Origin of the sequence: Desulfofarcimen acetoxidans DSM 771 (genome assembly GCF_000024205.1) — a bacterium.
Taxonomy (GTDB): domain Bacteria; phylum Bacillota; class Desulfotomaculia; order Desulfotomaculales; family Desulfofarciminaceae; genus Desulfofarcimen; species Desulfofarcimen acetoxidans.
In genome coordinates, this window is the sequence record NC_013216.1 from 3904726 (window position 1) to 3922610 (window position 17885).

Genomic DNA, 17885 nt, shown 5'->3' on the forward strand with positions numbered 1-17885 from the left:
GGCACCCGCATACACAGGTACGATGGATTTCACCTCCCTATCTTTCGTAGATCAACGGCAAATTTAAAACGGGCAGGTTTCCTGGCTTAAGGTCATCACTCCCTCACGCCTTCCCAGACTCAAAAAAGAACCGGTGGCTTGTGTGAGTTTGCTACCTATCACAGTGGCGGGACCGCGTCAGCACTTCTGAACTTCCCTTAAGTTTTGCAATGCAAAACACCCGTTTACTATATGGAATTAATTTAACTACATGCTAACACATTTTTATGAATGTGTCTATGCCTATTTCTAAATCAAAATACTAAAACAGATCTTCCTTCCACATAATAAGGGCATCTTCTCCGGTATCCTCATAATATCCCTTGCGTATGCCGGATTCTTTAAAGCCAAGCAGGTTGTATAATTTCTTAGCCGGCTCATTAGTACTTCTTACCTCCAACGTCATTTTAGTAGCCCCCCTGAGCGCGGCCCTGATTAGCATCTGCTGCATCAAAGCATATCCTATTTTCCGTCCCCTATGTTCGGGGTGTACTGCTACATTAGTAATATGAGCCTCATCTAAAATTATCCACATGCCGGCATAGCCAACCACCTCATTTTTCAACAAGGCTACTATATAATAGGCAAAACTGTTTTGAGACAGTTCATAAACAAAAGATTGGTAGGACCAGGGCGTAATAAAACTGCTGTTCTCAATGGCTGTTACACTTGTCAGATGCGCAGCATTCATTTTCTCAAATTCTATATTCATGATTATACCTTATTTGCCTCCTGTTTTCGCAACCAGACCAGCTCGGCTTCAGATAAGCGGATATATTCCGGCAAGAGTTCAAAAGGATGCAAACCCAGCCCTTGTTGAAGCAACTTCCATCCCAACTGTGCGGCAACCGCACCCCTGGGAAAACTCAATGGCGCCGGCGCAAAAATTACCCGTTTACCCAGATAAGATAATATTTTCTCCTTATATACAGGTACGCCGTCTCCCAAAAACATTACAAAACCCGAATCAAAATTACTCTTTTGTAATATAGAAACCAGTTCTTCGATACTAACAGCCAGAGGACCAACCAAGCATTCCAGCGATAAAAAGTCGGTGTTGCTATAGACAGCTGTATATACTTCATTTTTCCTGGCATTTAATATCGGGCACAGCAAAGCGTTGTTTCCGGATAAACCGTTTGCCAAAACATCCAGAGTGGAAACACCCACTACCGGTATTTTCCAAACCTGAGCCAATGTTTTGGCAGTGGACAGACCAATACGCAAGCCTGTAAAAGATCCGGGACCTGAAGAAACGGCTATTCCCTCCAAACTCGCCGGAACTACACCCGCATCTTCCAGCACACCCTTAATCATAGGCAACAAGTTTACCGAGTGTGTTCGACCGTTATTAAGCAATCGCTCAGATAAAACCTTTTCACCGTCAACTATACCGACAGTCGCTACCGGAGTGGCTGCTTCAATTCCCAGTACCGGCACTATTCAACATCTCCTCTGCCAAACTACAATAGCGTTCTCCGTAAGGAACAAGCCTAATCTCCCGGTGCTCTATATGTTCCTCAGGAACAGACAACCATATATCCAATCTCTCCGGCGGAAGCAGTTCGTTTACCAGCTCCCCCCACTCCACAAGAGCAACTCCCTGTCCGTAAAAATACTCTTCATAGCCCAAATCGTTCATTTCCTCAGGCCCGCCCAGCCTGTACACATCAAAATGATAGAAGGGTTCACGTCCTATATATTCATTAATTAAAGTAAACGTAGGGCTGGTAACAGGCTCTTCAATACCCAATCCCCTGGCCACCCCGCGGGCAAAACAAGTTTTTCCGGCACCCAACCCACCATTCAAACACAAAACATCCCCGGCAATAAGCAACTTCCCTAAACTCTTGCCCACTGCTTCAGTCTCAGCAGGTGAAGTTGTAATAATTAATGGCATTTATTCACCCCAGGCACATTATTATAACAAATATTATAACACAAAAATTACCGAAGCATAATTCATAAAAAAAACCGACAGAATAATACACTCTCTCGCCAGGATATATTTCTATCTACTGTCCCCAAAAAATAAACGTCTTTCATCTAGAAAGGCGTAATTTAAAATCTGCTTATTTCCGAATAATATCTTAAGACCAGGTTTTTATCATTACCATATATTATATTACATAGTATTTTTGGCAAAATAAATTTGTATTATTTTTACTAGTCTAACATTAGCTTTTAATTCTCCAATATTAACCGCAGCGATACCCATTTTTAAGGGCATCACGAGATATATTCCAAACATATTGTTTGAGAAAATTTTTTATTTCTTCAATGTCAAAAGGCTTGGCAATACAAGTTAATGCCCCATTTTGCATTGCAGCTTCTACTGTATCCTCTGCACCATAGGCAGTCATCATCACTACTTCTGTATCAGGGGATATCTTTTTAATTATTTTAAGAGCCTCAAGACCACCCATAACGGGCATACGAACATCCATTAAAACCAGTTCAGGATGTACCAAACTAATCATATCCACAGCTTCTTTACCGTTTTGGGCAGTATAAACTTTGTGACCCTCTTCCTCAATAATTATGTTCAATAAATACCTTACACCTGGCTGGTCATCAACAACCAACACCTTTAAATAATTCAACATTATTCAACCACCTCCGACAAAACATGACACCAGCTAACAAAAAAGTATAAAGATTACATTGCATAATTATAGATTCGTCGTAGTTGGTTTAAATTCCTTCTTTTAAGAAAAATTTTCTATATTTTATTAATCGAATGACAACAAGTTACAATTAATGTAAACCAATTCAACTTTTGACCTTAGATCAAAGGGGTGGCCTGACCAAACCACCAAGTCAGCCTTTTGACCTTTTTCCAGTGTACCCAGGCCATTCAAACCCAGTAATTTAGCAGCATTGACTGTTATTGCCTGCAGTGCTGTTTTTTCTGACAAACCGCCCTGTACCGTCAGGCCGGCTGATAACGCCAGGTACTGTATTGGGACAACAGGATGATCTGTCATTATAGCAAAATTAACCCCGGCTTTCTCCAAATATTTACCATTAGAAAGATTAATACCCTGCAGTTCAACCTTGGCCCGGTTAGTAATTATAGGTCCGATTATCGCCGGAATATTCAAGCGCGCCAGTTCATCCGCTACTTTGTATCCCTCTGTACAATGCTCAATTATTATCTTCAGGTCGAATTCACGGGCGATACGAACTGCCGTCATAATATCGTCGGCCCGGTGAGCATGCACTCGCAGCGGTATTTCTCGTTTTAAAACCCGGCCAATAGATTCCAGTTTCAAATCTCGCTCAGGCTCATGTTTATCTTTCTCCCCGTTAATCCAGTTTTCCTGCTTTTTTATGTAATTCTGTGCGCTGACCAGTGCTTCACGCAAAATTGCCGCACTGGCCATTCTGGTATGAGGCGCTTTGCTTGTTGTACCGTACACACGTTTGGGATTTTCACCCAGCGCTGCTTTTAAACCAATAGGAAACTTCACAATCATATCTTCGACAGTTTTACCCCAGGTTTTCAGAGCAGCCATCTCACCCCCCAGAATATTAGCACTGCCGGGACCGGTAACTACTGTTGTCACACCGCCCTTTAAAGCATCCTGAAAAGCTAAATCCTCCGGGTTAACTGCATCAATAGCCCTGAGATGCGGGGTCAGAGGATCGGTCATTTCATTCCCGTCATCACCCTCTACCCGGTATATCTCCTCAAACATACCTATATGACTGTGAGCATCAATTAAACCGGGTGTAATAATCCTGCCGTTCACCCTGATTATTTCCGTACCGGATGGGATAGCTATACTTTCTCCAATCTCGATAATATTACCGTCCTTAATAAGTACAGTACCGTTTTCAATATTATCACCAACCATAGTAAAAATATTTCCTCCGGTAAGTGCCAGCATATGCATCTATCCTTTCTTTACTCTTTGCCTTCTGGTATTTAAAATTAGAGCCTCGAATATTTTTAAAAATCTCCTGTCCCTGTGCCACATGGTTTCCGGGTGAAACTGCACACCCAGAATAAAATTATCTCCGGTCGACTCAAAGACTTCTATTACACCGTCAGAGGACCAGGCGCAGGCCTTTAAACCTTCACCCATTTTAGATATGACCTGGTGGTGAAAACTGTTCACACGAAGATATTTTTCAGTTATTAAGCTAAAGAAGTTTGATTCTTCCAATATAGCGATATTATGCGTAGCGCACCATCTGGGTGCCTGCTGGACATGCTTCAAGTGCTTCTCAAAACCCATACTAATATCCTGGTGCAAAGCCCCTCCTGCAGCAATGTTTAAAACCTGAGCCCCCCGGCAAATTCCGAGTGAGGGTATTTTTTCAGCTAAAGAGAGCTGTGCCAGCCTGATTTCCACAGCGTCTCTAAGTGGACTGATTTCCCCTGTTCCCGGCAGGGGTTCCTCACCGAAATAATGAGGATCCACATCTCCCCCACCGCTAAATATTAGTCCATCCAATACATCTAACAATTCTTCTGTTTCCGGCACAGAGGCCAGCAGCACGGGCAATCCACCGGCTTTAACTACAGCATTGTAATAAGGCCGGGCCAAACAGGACCTGTTGTTTAACTCATCCTCGGCACAAGTTATTCCGATTAACGGACGCAAATCCATCCCTCCATTATTTTTTAAATCATAAGAAAGTCAACTTAAGCAACTTTCGAAGCAGCCATAGGCACTTGCGCTCATCGGAAATTATGCAATACTAACCTTGTTTATGCAACATAAATTTGTACTTCATTAAACAGTGACTTATCCACGGCGCCATTTATAAGTATAATTTCTTTGAGTAAAACAAAACCCCCTTAATTCAAGGAGGTTAATTAGTAAAATAAAAAATTAAGTTTAAAAACATTAGTCATAGAGGTAAAAGACCCATACTTATTTCAATAGCATGATTAACCTTACTCATTAATTCATCATTTAACGTAGCAACTTTTTCTAAAAGCCTGCTTTTATCAATTGTCCTAATCTGTTCGATTAAAACAACTGAGTTCTTTTCCAGCCCGCAGGCTGAAGCCTCCATCTCTACATGCGTAGGCAGCTTGGCTTTAGCAATCTGCGAGGTAATAGCCGCTACAATAGTAGTCGGACTATACTGGTTGCCTATATCGTTTTGCAGAATCAGAACGGGCCTGGTACCACCCTGCTCTGAACCAATTACAGGACTCAAATCAGCAAAAAATATATCACCGCGACGGATCAGCATAACTTATTTTGCCCCCGTCAAATATGCTTCAAAAGCCGGTGTAACCTCCGTCTCCAAACGGTACTGTTCCACCGCAAGCTGAAGATTAATATTTGCCATTTCCATATATCCCTTTTTCATCTGTTCTCTTAGCAACCGGCGCTTGCGCTCGGCAATGTACAATTTCATAGCCTCCCTGATGAATTCGCTGCGGTTTACTCTTTCAGCAGCTGCTATGCCGTCAACCTCAGCTAAAAGACTGTCCGGCAGACTTATCATAATCCGCTTGACATGGCCCAATTGCCGAACCTCCCCACGCAGGATGCAATCTAACTACATCTATACTATATATATTATTATATACACAACCGGATATATTATGTCAACATACTACTTCAAATTTACGATCGGCATCCCTGGCTGCCCTTGGCCCTCTGGATAGTGATATCTTACCCGTACGCACCATTTCCACAACCCCGTGATCCTGAAGCACAGCGCAAAGCGCGTCAATCTTACGGGCATCACCGGTCATTTCAATAACCATTGTTTCACGGTTAACATCTACAATTTTTGCTCGGAATATTTCAACTATATCCACAATACCCGATCGGCTTTCCGGGTCAGCCTTAACTTTAACCAGAGCCAGTTCCCGGTCAATAGCCTCGTGTTCAATCAACTGACAAACCTTAATTACATCAACCAGCTTGGATACCTGCTTAATTACCTGATCCAGCACCCGATCGTCACCCTGCACTACAAGAGTTATTCTGGTTACATCAGGCTCCTCAGTATACCCGGCGGCAATACTCTCAATATTGAACATTCTCCGGCTCAAGAGGCCGGATATGCGGGCTAAAACACCAGGCTTATTCACCACCAAAACCGCTAAAGTATGTTTCATTAAGCTGCCCCCCATTCAATTAATAGTTATACTTATTATTATTTTATCATATGTGACGTATTTTTCCTAACATTTATTATCTTCTGTTTAGCAGCGATATTAAAAAGCAATCTGGAATCTTTACCAGTACAAGAGCTATACCAAAGCAAGTTGGTCATAAACGACACCGTCTTTTTATTTTATAAGTCCGGTTTTTGCGTGTAATTTCCGCATTCTGTCTATATCTTTCGTGGATACGGAACGAATACTGTTAATTATCTGAAAAGTGTGTTTACGTTTGAACAGCAAGTACCTGCTCCCTCGGAGTACCCAGCAAGCGGGCAATAATTTCGGTACTTTAACAAGAAACGGGTATTGTACCTGCATGACACTGATGGACGGGAAAAACAGTTTCAGACTATACATTTGCCGTGCAACCCATATAGGCAATTTCTTATCGACGCTTGAACTTATAGCGGATATAATAGAGTGTTGTCTTGTTCCGTAGACCCCGCTGGAGAGGATATATTCGGCCATTTCATTGTATATCCCATTACTTTCAGCACCTTCAAACCATGCGCCGCAAAGCCCTATAATGTTTTCCGCAAACTCCCGGAGGCCGATCTTCGCAAGCTCCGTCCATATGTAATTCCAATCCATGGTTTGTTTATAATAGCGGTTATATAAGCAGATATCCATGAAAGACCGGATGCCGGTGCCTCTGCCTAAATAATGCTTTGTAAGGTGGATAATAAGATAAATATAAAAATCCTCATCCGAAAGCCTGTATGTATATTGACAACCCTCTTTTAATCCGGTTCTGTCCCATGTTTTGCTTAAATATACGCTGTAAGGGGAGTTATCGGCTACAAGTTTTCGGTGCATTTCAATGTTCATATAAGGTTCCCTGTAATAGATATCATGGTTGCCCCCCTGACGCTTTGCGACAAAGCCCATATCCAGCATCAATTCCTTTGTTGGCTCCGCCTGCTCGGGTTTCATTAAAATATCAATGTCAGCCATCAGCCGCATATCGGGCCGGGGGTACAGATACTTTAAAAGGCAGCCCTTTAAGGGCAGGCAGGAAATACGGTGTTCTTCAAAGGTTTTCAGTATTTGCTCCACCGTCAGATGCTGCGTGGCTTCTTTTGCCACACACATTTTGTATTCTTTTTTGAATTTCATCAGAATATTTTGAGGCGGCCTGTGTTCAGTGTCCAATTGCATAATGCCGTACCAGGCCATATTAGATATGCCGTGCCAGATTGAAAGCTGATACAGCTTTTCCCAATCCAGTGTTTCCGGTGGGTTCTGCGGCTGCTTACCATCAATGATAGCGGATAACAGGCGGATTAAATAATCGTATTCAGGCAGTATCATAGGTGAAGCAACCACTCCTTTCTCTGGTTTTCAGTCTGCCGTTTTCTATGCGGATTTCTTTATTGCACAGCTCAAAGGCAGCCTTTTTGTGGCTAATGATGATGCAGGTTTTATCAGTCATCTGCCGTATGTTGTGTAAAAGTTTTTTCTCTGTGGCTTCATCAAGGGCAGAGGTTGCCTCATCAAGAAGCAATATGGGCGCGTCACACGCAATCGCTCTGGCGATTGCTAACCGCTGTACCTGACCCTGGGATAAGCCCAGCCCTTTTTCGCCTATGACAGTATCTAAACCTTGAGGCAGAGCACAAATAAATTCTGCGGCACAGCTTATATCCACGGCCTCCATGATCCGTTCATCGCTTGCGTTGGCGTTTATAAAAGCAATATTCTCCCGGATCGTTCCCGACAGCAATAAATTGTTTTGCGGGACGTAGGCAAAGAGCTTTCTTGTATGTTTATCCACCTGAATCATTTCACCGGTGTCAAGCTCAATACCGATGACCCCATTTGCGGGTGCGAATATTCCGAGCATCAGCATAATCAAAGTGCTTTTACCAATTCCGGAGCGTCCAGCTATCACGGCAAAATCGCCTTTTTCTATGGTTAATCCAGTATGGTGTAATACAAGCTCTCTGTCATACCTAAAGGAAACATCCTTCAGCCGCATACTGCGCATAGCGGAATAAACCAACGTCATATGGATATCCTCTTTGTTCCTGTCCGCTTCATCGGGCATATTTTCAAGCTCTATCAGCCTTTCCGCCGATGCAATAACGCCATACAGCTTCGGGATTAACCCGGATAAACCGGTGAAGGGCATCTGTACCTGCCCGACAAGCTGTAAGACGGCAGTCATGGTTCCAAAGCTGACGGTCGCTGCCATCAAACCGAAAGCTCCCCATATCAAGGCATACAGATAGCCTATGGAAAAGACAAAGTAAAAACCCGAATTTGCCAAAATAGTGACGGTGTTTTTCCTGATCTTCGCTATATAATGCTCCTGCCCAAGTCCCGCTGTTTTCGATTCCATTTCACGCTCCGCGCCGAAGGTTTTAATGACTACCAGACTTTCCAAAAGCTCCTGCATAAAGGAACGGACCACACCGTCCTTTTCCTGCATATTTTTATGCAGGTGTTTAAGCCTCTCACGGAAGTATTTCGTGGTCAGGAGCAGCAGCACACCGCCGGCGATAAAGATAAGGGTAAAGGCAGGGTCAAACACATACAGCACGGAAATGGCGCCAAACAGTCTTGTGAATAATGCCGCAAACTCAGGCAGAATGGTTGCGCTCCCTTCGGTGACCACCGAAACATCGCCGGTGAGCCTGTTCATCAGTTCACCGCTGTGGTGTTTTGTGGTGTGCGCATAGTCCTTGGTTAAAAGTTTCCCGATGAGGCTGCGTCTATAACTCAATTCCAGCTTGCCTTGTATACGGATTTCCAGACTGCGGGAGAGAATACGCAACATCAACTGCGATAGAATGACTGCCAGCAGCCACAAGCCCTGCATTATCAGGACATTTTTATCCCCTGCCGCAGCAGCGTCAATTACGTCTCGGCTGGCAAGGGCAAAGAGGATAGCGCACGCCGCGAACAGCGCATTGCCCAAAACCAGCAACAGCATAGGAAAAAGCTGCGATTTTGAATTTTTATAAAGCCAAAGGAGCGTTTGCTTATCCTTCATTTTTCCAATCTCCATTGCGGTATTTTAAATGCCTGATTGCCCCGTGCAAAAACTGTTTTCCTCTTAAATACAGCCGCCGAAGGGGATATGCGGATACCCAAAGTATGCTGTAGGCCCGGTATAAAAAACCGCCGCAGGAGATGTATCTGCTACCGCGCCATATTCCCTGAACAACGCCTATCACCTGGGCATGCCGTACCGGATATTCTGTGACGCATTGGTTATCGCCGGCAATTACATATCCCGACCGCGCTACCTTTACAATCCTGTGCAATATGTATTTGCCATCCTCACGTACAAACAGGGGAAGGTCATATTTTTTTAAGGGCCGCTCCTGCGGCTTAATCAGGCATACCCGGTCTTTTTTGTGGCGCAGCAGGGGCAGCATACTGGTTCCCGTTATGGTAAGAATTACTTTTCCGTCGTTTTGCAGGGTTTCCGCCATCAAAGGATGAAGTTCTGAAATAGCAACTATTTTATTCAATTAAATCGGCCACCTCTAGTTTAGTAAGGAATATATCAATATCCGCTTTTGCCTTTGCCTCGGTGGTATCGTATTCTTCCAGCAGGGCCCCGAGCAGTTCCTTACTGGTTTTACCATCGGCAAGCAGCTTCCACAGAAACGCGCCTGTTTCGTTCAGGGTGATCACACCGGTAAAGTCAAGGGTTGCTTTACCGGTAGGCACGACTACATGACTTCCCGCAACTTCCCGCAAAAGATATCCCTCTTTAATTCTCATATTATACATCTCATCCTTTTGTTTATGGTGTCATAAGCGAGCTTTACAGCGTCCATGCTGATGTTGCAATCCAAATGGTATACAGGTGTTTTTTGCAGCAGGGTGTCCAGCAGGGTCAAAAGTGCGTCCATTTTACCTTTGTCGTGGTTGGGGCGTATGCTGTGGCGGATCAGGCGCTTTATGGCCTCTTTATTGGTAAGCCTTTCAATATGGTTTTCTCCTGCCTGTTTTAAAAAGACAACCGCCTGCAAGGGTACTTTAATATTGGCATTCAAATTGGTTTTTCCGCTCCACTGCGTCCCATATACATAGATTTCATCTCCGAGCAGGCGCAATGCGGGTCTGTCGTCGTTGATGATAACCACCTTATCCTTGCCGAAATACTGCTGCCATAATCCCGCGTGGGTTGATTTTCCCGTCCCGCAGGGAGCGGAAAACAGCACGGCCTTATTGCCCATCGCCACCGCCGAAGCGTGAAGACAAAAGCCGGAGTGCTCCAGCAGCTTGTATGAAAAAGCAAAGCCCTTATGGATATACTCCCATTCGTCAAAGCAAAACTGAGGATAACTCTCTTTTGTCTTGGCCAGCGTTTCGTCGCTGATATCTATTATCATGTCCGGCTGGCCGGCAACAGCGGTCCGGTAGGGTTCTCCCTGCGCAAGCAGGGTCTCTCCCGAGCATTCCATCTTTACCTTCAGGCCGGCTATCTTGTACATCAAAGTGATCACTCCTTTCCGCAGCCGCTAAATTTTTATGCTTTAGTGAAACGGACAGGCAGATTATGTCCGCCTGCCTGTTTTAGTTATTCATACCATGCCATAGGTGCCCCGAGTTGATCATCGCTACTGGCGGTGATGGTGGTAATGTTCTCGCTGATCTCAAATTCGGTGATTTCGATTTCCGGGCTTTCGTAGGGCTTTTTCATCGTCGTCACCTCGTTCCCTGCGCAATATTAGCGCTGTATACCGTTGCCGTATGGCCTGCGCCGTCCTTGTAAATCAAATAGGCTCTCCCGTACCAGGTGTCGCCGTCTTCAACATTCCCCTTGATGATATAGAACTGGCTGGCGGAGGTATCCAGTATTTTGCCGAGGATTACATTGGGAGTATCCACCTTCAGGTCAGCCACCGCTGTCGGTGATTTTAGCAGCAACACGCCGCTCTCCACCAAAGTGAAGCCAGCCGGAAGATCTTTGATTGCCGTGAACATGATGGTCCCGTTTGTCGAATTTACCATTACATCATCAGACAATGTGATAAACGGTTTATTTTCAATCACCCCACCGTTGTCAACAAACACGGCGACAAGCGTGGTGTTCTCCATAGGGGTAAAGAATGTAAACGTGGATTTCGTGCTTACCTTTTTACCGTCCTGCTCCCAATGGCTGAATTTTCGTCCGTCCGGCGCGGTGTCCGCCACCACCGTTACCGGCATATCGAACCTGTAGCTGCCGTTATTTCCGCCTGTGGATAGGGTTCCGCCCGTCACGGTTACCGTATGGTCATCCGCTTTTCTTACATAGACGGCGGTGATAACCATATCGGAGGTTACGCTGCCCGACGAATGGCTCCAATGAGAGAAGCTGTACCCGAACAGCGGGGGAGCGATGGGAGGAGTTACCGATCCGTTCTTCGCTACATTCGTCGATTGCAGAATTCTTCCGTTCTTGTCTTTAAATGTAACGGTGTAACAAGTGTCCCCCGCAGCGGGAGCTTTGCTGAACACCGCTATCAGGTTAATCCCTGATCCCATAATGATTTCATAATCCGGGCTGGTGGAAATGACGCTTGAGCTTTCCACGTTCAGCCAATAAGCAAAGATATATCCCGAATTTGCCTTGGCTTCCAGGCGAATGGGGTCACCCATTTCACACGGCTCGCTATATACCGTCGAAAGGGGCGCCGAATCGCCGTTCAGCTTCACTGCCCCTCCGGCCAGTGTCTTGACTTCCAGGTAACCTCTTTTGACAGCTGTGCTTACATCTTCCCAAACGGCGTAGAGGATAAGGTCGTGGGCCGGCATGGTCACCGTCGCGTCCGGCGCGTCCTTGGCGTAAGCGGTGCCTCCCGTGCAAAGGGGATTGGTATACCAGTACTTGAACTTCTTACCGCCCGGCGGGGTAAATGTATTGTTTGCCGCCGCGAAGGTTGCGCCGGCGGTTTTGACACTCTCTGTCGGGGCGGTGCCGGTACCGCCGTTGGCGTCGTAGGTGGCGCTGTAGGTCACCGCAGGCTCTGCTCCCGTCGCCGGGAACTCCGCCGTGATTATGCCGGAATTGGCAGCGTTGGTCGCGGTTGCTCCGGTCACAGTGAAGAAGTTCTCGGTAACACCGTTAAAGGTATAACCGGCTTTAGGAGTAAGAGTGATGGTCACCGTATACACCGTGATTGGCGCAAAGGGGTTATGGGCAGGATTCCAGGTCACGGTCCCGGTGTATTGTGCCGTTTCGATGATCCCTGCCGCAGGCGCCGCGCCGCATACCGGAGCTGTCACACCTGTGATCGCCGCGATGCTGACTGGGGTATCCGGTACCGCATCGTTAATCGCTATGGTCAGCGTCGCCGGTGCGCCTTTGGCGAATACGACAGTCAATACGAGGTTGCCCGGGGCCTTTGCCGCCAGATATTCCTTATTGATGGCCAGGGCCGGGGTGGCTGTGTCGCCGTCGATGGCGGTCACGCTGTAGCTTCCCGTCCCGATGGAGGTTGTACCCGCCTTGATGTCGGATATGGAAACCGCGTCGTTCAAGGTGACGGTCGCGGTCACATTCGCCGGCTCAGCTTTGTAAAAGGTCCCGCTGGCAGGGCTGATGACGGCGCCCTTGATCAGGCTTGCGTAACACGCGAGATAATCCAGATTCAATATCGCGTCACCCTTGTCATATTGAACTTTCAGGCTGTCTCCGCCGGCAATTTCCAAAGGAAGCCATAGGCTGCTAAAGCACCCTTCGCCGTACCAATCACCCGTAGAGGCGAATGTAACGTCTTGAATATGCGCGCCATTTTTGTAAATGCTGATCGTTCCGCTGTTTGGGCTGGCGTAGCGGATTTCAACCATAGGCGACTGGGGCAGGCTGTTCCATTGGACGTAGCTGCTTCCCTTTTGGTTGATATCCCCAACCTGTTTTCCTCCCAAAGCCCCACAGCCTGAGCATCGCCGAAAACCTTCGCTTTGTAAATAACCGCGTCTTCCGCCTCAAACTTGCCCGGGATAGCGGGAACAGTCAGGTTAAAGGTCTTTGGCTTTTCCGTCCCGCCCATATAGGAAACCGTTGCGGTCAAAGCAACCGCTTGGTCGACGAGCTGCCTTGTTACGGCACCCGTATCGGTGTTAATAATACCCGTGGGGAGTGCGCTCCAGGCTATGGCCGTGCCGTTTGCCCCTATTTTTGGTAGATTAAGGGCCGCTTTAACATTATTTTCCGTGCTGTTGCCGCTTTTTATAGCGTCCCATACGAGGGCGTCAAGGTCGGCGTCAATCCGCTCGACGGGCGTGTAGTCGCACCAGATGGCGTACAGCGTCAGGTTCTGCGGGGGCACCGCAGCTGTCGTTCCCGGCGAATACGCCGTGCGGGAGCCATCCGCCGCCGTGTTCCACTCCTTGAACTTTTTGTTCGCCGGGGGAGTGAAGGTGTTGTTTGCCACCGTGAAGGTATTGCCCATGACCACGGTCTCCCCCGCCGGTGCCGTTCCACTGCCGCCGTTGGCGTTATAGCTTAAGGTGAAGTTACCTGCATTCCAGCTTGCATAGAGAATCACATCGGCATCCGGCATCGTGTAGAGCGCACCGTTGACATATTGTACGTAACCAGTCGCCGGTGTCGTGTTCCAGCCGGCAAAGCTGTATCCGGCCCGGGTGAATGTATTGCTTGCCAAATAGAACTGCTGACCTGTATTCGTTGCTTTATTGGTCATCGTACCGGCGCCGCCGTTGGCGTTATATTTCAGGGTGTGGGGATTTCCCGTCCATTAATCCTCAGGCAGTTTTTTTTCATAAACCGGATTTCCCCTTCCCTGGATTAAAATACTTCAAGTAAAATTTTATTAAATGGTCAGGGGAAACACAAGTTACTTTCCGACTAAAAGTCATATGACTTTTAGTCGGAAAAACCGTACAAAATTTGTACGGTCTAGATGCTTTCACTATAATTGAGTCCCTTGATGACAAGTATCGCCTCCTGGCGGCTATTAGCTTCAAGCTTGGAATATATCACGCTGATGTAATTCTTGACAGTTCCCAAGGAAATTCCCAGTGTTATAGAAATAAGTTCATTGCTGAAGCCCCTTGCCATCAGTCCGGCTATTTCTATTTCACGCTGTGTTAATCCATAATCCTGCAGACTGTTTTTTTTAACATCTTCATGAATATGTACAATAATTCTGGAGGCAATTGACGCAGGCATGGTAACATTGCCGTTAAAGGCATTGCGAATTGCCACAACCAATTTTTCCGCCGTCATGTCCTTCAACAAATAACCGTCTGCGCCGCTGCGGAAAGCCCCGATGATATATTCATCCGGATCAAAAGTTGTCAACATCAACACCACTGTCTTCGGATAATTGACCTTGATTTCCTTCAGTGCCTCGATACCGCTCATCACAGGCATACTGATGTCCAACAGGGCCACATCCGGCTGACAGGCACTTACGAATTCCACCGCCTTTTGTCCGTTGTCAGCTATACCGACTACCTCCATATCCGGTTGGGAATCAAGTATGATGCGTATCCCGTCACAAATCAGATTTTGGTCATCGGCTATAACTACCCTTATTTTTGACACTTTGCCATCCTCCCCATTGATTCATCTTCATCAGAAATCACAATTTCTATGACACAGCCGGCATACCCCCTAATTTTTAGTTCTGCTCCGAAACGCACCGCGTCTTTTTGAATTTTTGTCAGCCCATACCCGTATCTAATATTATGAAAGCCAGTACCGTTATCCTGCAGCCTGAAAAGAATTCGCCCGCCTGTTTTTCTTAATTCAAACTCAAATCCGGTAGCCTTCCCATGCCTCAGGCCGTTTGTCAGCCCTTCCATAAGTGTATTGTATAGAAAAGACTGTTTAGGGACGGCAAGCTCATCAAGCTCCTTTGCCGGCGCTTCGGACAAATTGTGGACTATCGTTATTCCGGTAAGCCTTTCAGTTTCCGAAATAAGGCTGAGGATTCTGTCGGTATAGTCCCAGCCAATGTCTGAAGGATAGCTTGCCTCACCTATGATCACGCTGCGCAGGGATTGCATGGCGGCGCGGATTTGCTGTGCCACGCTTTCCAGCTGCATTTTGGCGTGGGAAATATTCTTGTCCATCAAAACCGCAGTTGCCTGAGCCCCTATGGAAGCGGTCGCCAGGATATGCCCAAGCTTGTTATGGAGCTCATGCATAAGCCGTTCTCTTGCCCGGAGGTCCGCTGTTTTCTTCAACTCGTCCATATATACCGCCATTTGATCCATTGCCGCTTCAAGCTCACGGTTTTTTTTCGCCAACGATGCGGAAAGCTTCCTGTTTTTCTGATCCGAATTAATTACGTTGCGCGTATTGATAATCACCAAAATAATTATGATTCGGGGAAGCAGGATTACCCTGTTTTCAAGCCAGAAATCATACAAGACAGGCGCGTCAGCCTTATAATACAATATCCCTATGTAGGCAAAAAGGGCAATCAAGGTATAGGGTACGCTGAAACGAGCCTCATAGACCAATATGGCATAAGAAATTATGAGAACAATAGAAATGCCCGGGAATACGGAATGTTCAAAATACAGAACGCATAACGCGCAAGCCAACTCTGCCACCATAAGCTTTTTCCCCCCGGGCAGCAGTCCTTCCGGTTTATTATAGCAAAGATGATGGTATGTCATTAGCGCCATCAGTATTATGTAGAGTATCCCGGCAATCAGACGATCTGAAGTTTTATCAAAATACAATGTAATTGCCACAAAGAAGATTCCAAAATAGTATAGGGATAAAAAAAGCCGTCTTATGTTAGGATCCATTTTTTATTTTCACCGCGCCCTCAATCCTGCTTTCGTTACAATATATTGTTACAATCCGGGTGCCCACGCCCCATTTTTAACCTGCTTCTTTTACCGTTAAATAATCTCTATCATCTCTCCCGATAAAGTTTTCTATTATTATGCTACAAAATATTGTATTACGCAATAAATTGTATCATGTTTAATTTAGAGTTTATTGCATGGATCCGCAATAATTCTGATTTCCACCATATCACTCTCATTAAACAAGAAAGGCAAAGGAGAAACTCCTTTGCCTTTCACTTTTATCAATCTAATATTTTATGCAATTCCTCCGTACCGGTGGAATCTCCTGCGGGCAACACCGTCTTCTCGCATATCTGGTCATCCGGCATGAACGGTCTGCCGCTTCAAACCTATCTCTGGCTTCTGTCAGCCGGTCTCAGATCCTGCAAAGACGAGAAACTGCTGCTTTCCGGGTTTAGTCTGCTATTTAATTACGCTTTTGCCCATCAAATATCTATCAACTTCCCTGGCAGCAAGTTTTCCTTCCTGAATAGCCCAGACCACGAGGCTCTGACCTCTTCTCATATCACCTGCGGCAAATACCTTCTCCACATTGGTCTCGAAAACTTCGAATTCTGCTTGCACATTACTGCGGGAATCTCTCTCCAGCTTAAGTTCGTTCGGAATCGTATCTTCCGGCCCTAAAAATCCCATGGCCAGAAGCACAAGATCAGCTTTCCATACTTTTTCACTACCCGGAACTTCCTCAGGAACCATTCTTCCGGAAGCATTCTTTACCCAGGTAATTTCTACGGTATGAACTTCTTTAACTTCACCGTTTTCATTGCCTACAAGCTTTTTAGTAGAGATGAGGTAATTTCTCGGGTCTTTACCATAAAGGCTGATAGCTTCTTCCTGGCCGTAGTCCACCTTCAGCTTAATAGGCCATTCCGGCCAGGGATTCGTTTCTTCTACTCTCTTTTTAGGCGGTTCAGGCATAATCTCAAACTGGTAAACACTCTCGCAGCCATGCCGGAGGGAGGTGGCAACACAGTCTGTTCCTGTATCCCCTCCGCCAATGATAATCACATTCTTGCCCCTGGCACTGATATAGTTCCCATCCTGCAAATTGGAATCCAGCAGGCTTTTCGTATTAACCGCCAGAAAGTCGACCGCAAAGTGAACTCCCCTAAGTTCCTTTCCTTCCACATCGAGTCCCCGCGCTTTGGTTGCACCGGCACACAACACCACTGCATCATGCCGATCAACGAGTTCCTGTGCGGCAATATCCTTACCTATCTCAGTATTGAGCACAAACCGGATACCTGAGGCCTTCATCAGTTCAATCCGTCTTTCCACAATTCTTTTTTCAAGCTTCATATTAGGAATCCCGTACATCAAGAGACCGCCCGGTCTGTCGCTTCGTTCGTACACCGTCACGTCATGGCCTACGGCATTTAAATAGTAGGCTGCTGACATCCCCGCGGGCCCGGACCCGACAACAGCGATTTTCTTTTCAGTCGATTTGCTTTTAACCGGTGTTACCCAGCCTTCAGCAAAAGCCTTTTCGATAATTTCATATTCAATAGTATTAATCGTAACAGGCTCCATAATATGACCTTCTGTACAAGCTCCTTCGCAGGGTGCAGGACAGACTCTTGAAGTAAATTCCGGAAAAGGGCTGGTTCTCGTCAGCCTTTTGTAAGCCTCTTGCCACTGCCCTTCATACACTAATTCATTCCAATCCGGTATTAAATTGTGCAGGGGACAGCCTGAGGCCATGCCGTTTAAGAGTACTCCACCGTGACAAAAAGGAACTCCGCAACTCATACATCTCGCACCCTGTATTTTAACAACCTCAGGGTCGAGAGGAAGCCTTAGTTCATTCCAATCTTGAAGGCGTTCTTCCGGAGACCGTTTCTTTGGATTGATTCTTTCATACTCTAAAAATCCAGTAGCTTTTCCCATTGTAAGTCCCACCTTAATT

Annotated in this window: 20 protein-coding genes and 1 riboswitch; all 20 genes read right to left on the minus strand. The window is 46.2% G+C overall.

Features of this window, described 5'->3' with window-relative positions; translation table 11 throughout:
- Positions 1–54 precede the first annotated feature (54 nt).
- A riboswitch (cobalamin riboswitch) is annotated at positions 55–239 on the minus strand.
- Positions 240–301: 62 nt separating this feature from the next.
- Positions 302–751, minus strand: a complete 450-nt coding sequence (rimI, locus tag DTOX_RS18140; RefSeq protein ID WP_015759129.1) for a ribosomal protein S18-alanine N-acetyltransferase — start codon at positions 749–751, stop codon at positions 302–304.
- Between the two features lie 2 nt (positions 752–753).
- Positions 754–1479: a tRNA (adenosine(37)-N6)-threonylcarbamoyltransferase complex dimerization subunit type 1 TsaB gene (tsaB, locus tag DTOX_RS18145; protein ID WP_015759130.1), complete on the minus strand. Its 726-nt coding sequence runs from the start codon at positions 1477–1479 to the stop codon at positions 754–756.
- On the minus strand, positions 1460–1939 hold the full coding sequence (gene tsaE / locus DTOX_RS18150; RefSeq protein WP_015759131.1) for a tRNA (adenosine(37)-N6)-threonylcarbamoyltransferase complex ATPase subunit type 1 TsaE: 480 nt from the start codon (positions 1937–1939) through the stop codon (positions 1460–1462). The genes tsaB and tsaE overlap by 20 nt, the downstream gene beginning before the upstream one ends.
- A gap of 298 nt (positions 1940–2237) precedes the next feature.
- Positions 2238–2645 (minus strand): response regulator, encoded by a 408-nt coding sequence (locus DTOX_RS18155; RefSeq protein ID WP_015759132.1) that lies wholly within the window; start codon positions 2643–2645, stop codon positions 2238–2240.
- Positions 2646–2771: 126 nt separating this feature from the next.
- Entirely contained in the window at positions 2772–3932 is a 1161-nt protein-coding gene (locus DTOX_RS18160) for an amidohydrolase (protein WP_015759133.1), read from the minus strand.
- A 6-nt stretch (positions 3933–3938) separates the two neighbouring features.
- On the minus strand, positions 3939–4658 hold the full coding sequence (locus tag DTOX_RS18165) for a gamma-glutamyl-gamma-aminobutyrate hydrolase family protein (RefSeq protein ID WP_042316200.1): 720 nt from the start codon (positions 4656–4658) through the stop codon (positions 3939–3941).
- Between the two features lie 244 nt (positions 4659–4902).
- Entirely contained in the window at positions 4903–5253 is a 351-nt protein-coding gene (locus tag DTOX_RS18170) for a type II toxin-antitoxin system PemK/MazF family toxin (protein ID WP_015759135.1), read from the minus strand.
- A gap of 3 nt (positions 5254–5256) precedes the next feature.
- Positions 5257–5511 carry a CopG family ribbon-helix-helix protein gene (locus DTOX_RS18175; RefSeq protein WP_042317449.1) on the minus strand — a complete coding sequence of 85 codons (255 nt, stop codon included), beginning with the start codon at positions 5509–5511 and terminating at the stop codon, positions 5257–5259.
- Positions 5512–5614: 103 nt separating this feature from the next.
- The gene (gene ilvN / locus DTOX_RS18180) at positions 5615–6133 is read right to left on the minus strand and encodes an acetolactate synthase small subunit (RefSeq protein WP_015759137.1); all 519 of its coding nucleotides are present in this window, start codon (positions 6131–6133) and stop codon (positions 5615–5617) included.
- Between the two features lie 174 nt (positions 6134–6307).
- Complete coding sequence (locus DTOX_RS18185) at positions 6308–7492, minus strand: nucleotidyltransferase domain-containing protein (RefSeq protein ID WP_015759138.1); 1185 nt, start codon at positions 7490–7492, stop codon at positions 6308–6310.
- A complete protein-coding gene (locus tag DTOX_RS18190; RefSeq protein ID WP_015759139.1) occupies positions 7479–9176 on the minus strand; it encodes an ABC transporter ATP-binding protein in 1698 nt (565 codons plus the stop codon). The genes DTOX_RS18185 and DTOX_RS18190 overlap by 14 nt, the downstream gene beginning before the upstream one ends.
- Positions 9166–9660: a S24/S26 family peptidase gene (locus tag DTOX_RS18195; RefSeq protein WP_015759140.1), complete on the minus strand. Its 495-nt coding sequence runs from the start codon at positions 9658–9660 to the stop codon at positions 9166–9168. Before DTOX_RS18195 ends, DTOX_RS18190 begins: the two co-directional genes overlap by 11 nt.
- Positions 9653–9916 (minus strand): PqqD family protein, encoded by a 264-nt coding sequence (locus DTOX_RS18200; RefSeq protein ID WP_015759141.1) that lies wholly within the window; start codon positions 9914–9916, stop codon positions 9653–9655. Before DTOX_RS18200 ends, DTOX_RS18195 begins: the two co-directional genes overlap by 8 nt.
- The gene (locus DTOX_RS18205) at positions 9913–10632 is read right to left on the minus strand and encodes a hypothetical protein (RefSeq protein ID WP_015759142.1); all 720 of its coding nucleotides are present in this window, start codon (positions 10630–10632) and stop codon (positions 9913–9915) included. The genes DTOX_RS18200 and DTOX_RS18205 overlap by 4 nt, the downstream gene beginning before the upstream one ends.
- Before the next feature lie 86 nt (positions 10633–10718).
- Complete coding sequence (locus tag DTOX_RS24995; RefSeq protein ID WP_015759143.1) at positions 10719–10841, minus strand: hypothetical protein; 123 nt, start codon at positions 10839–10841, stop codon at positions 10719–10721.
- Positions 10842–10846: 5 nt separating this feature from the next.
- Positions 10847–12835 (minus strand): InlB B-repeat-containing protein, encoded by a 1989-nt coding sequence (locus DTOX_RS18210; protein WP_015759144.1) that lies wholly within the window; start codon positions 12833–12835, stop codon positions 10847–10849.
- The gene (locus DTOX_RS18215; protein ID WP_278184596.1) at positions 12808–13863 is read right to left on the minus strand and encodes an InlB B-repeat-containing protein; all 1056 of its coding nucleotides are present in this window, start codon (positions 13861–13863) and stop codon (positions 12808–12810) included. The genes DTOX_RS18210 and DTOX_RS18215 overlap by 28 nt, the downstream gene beginning before the upstream one ends.
- A gap of 182 nt (positions 13864–14045) precedes the next feature.
- A complete protein-coding gene (locus DTOX_RS18220) occupies positions 14046–14696 on the minus strand; it encodes a response regulator transcription factor (protein ID WP_015759146.1) in 651 nt (216 codons plus the stop codon).
- Positions 14684–15856, minus strand: a complete 1173-nt coding sequence (locus DTOX_RS18225) for a sensor histidine kinase (protein WP_015759147.1) — start codon at positions 15854–15856, stop codon at positions 14684–14686. The genes DTOX_RS18220 and DTOX_RS18225 overlap by 13 nt, the downstream gene beginning before the upstream one ends.
- A 525-nt stretch (positions 15857–16381) precedes the next feature.
- The gene (locus tag DTOX_RS18230) at positions 16382–17866 is read right to left on the minus strand and encodes a glutamate synthase subunit beta (protein ID WP_015759148.1); all 1485 of its coding nucleotides are present in this window, start codon (positions 17864–17866) and stop codon (positions 16382–16384) included.
- Positions 17867–17885 lie beyond the last annotated feature (19 nt).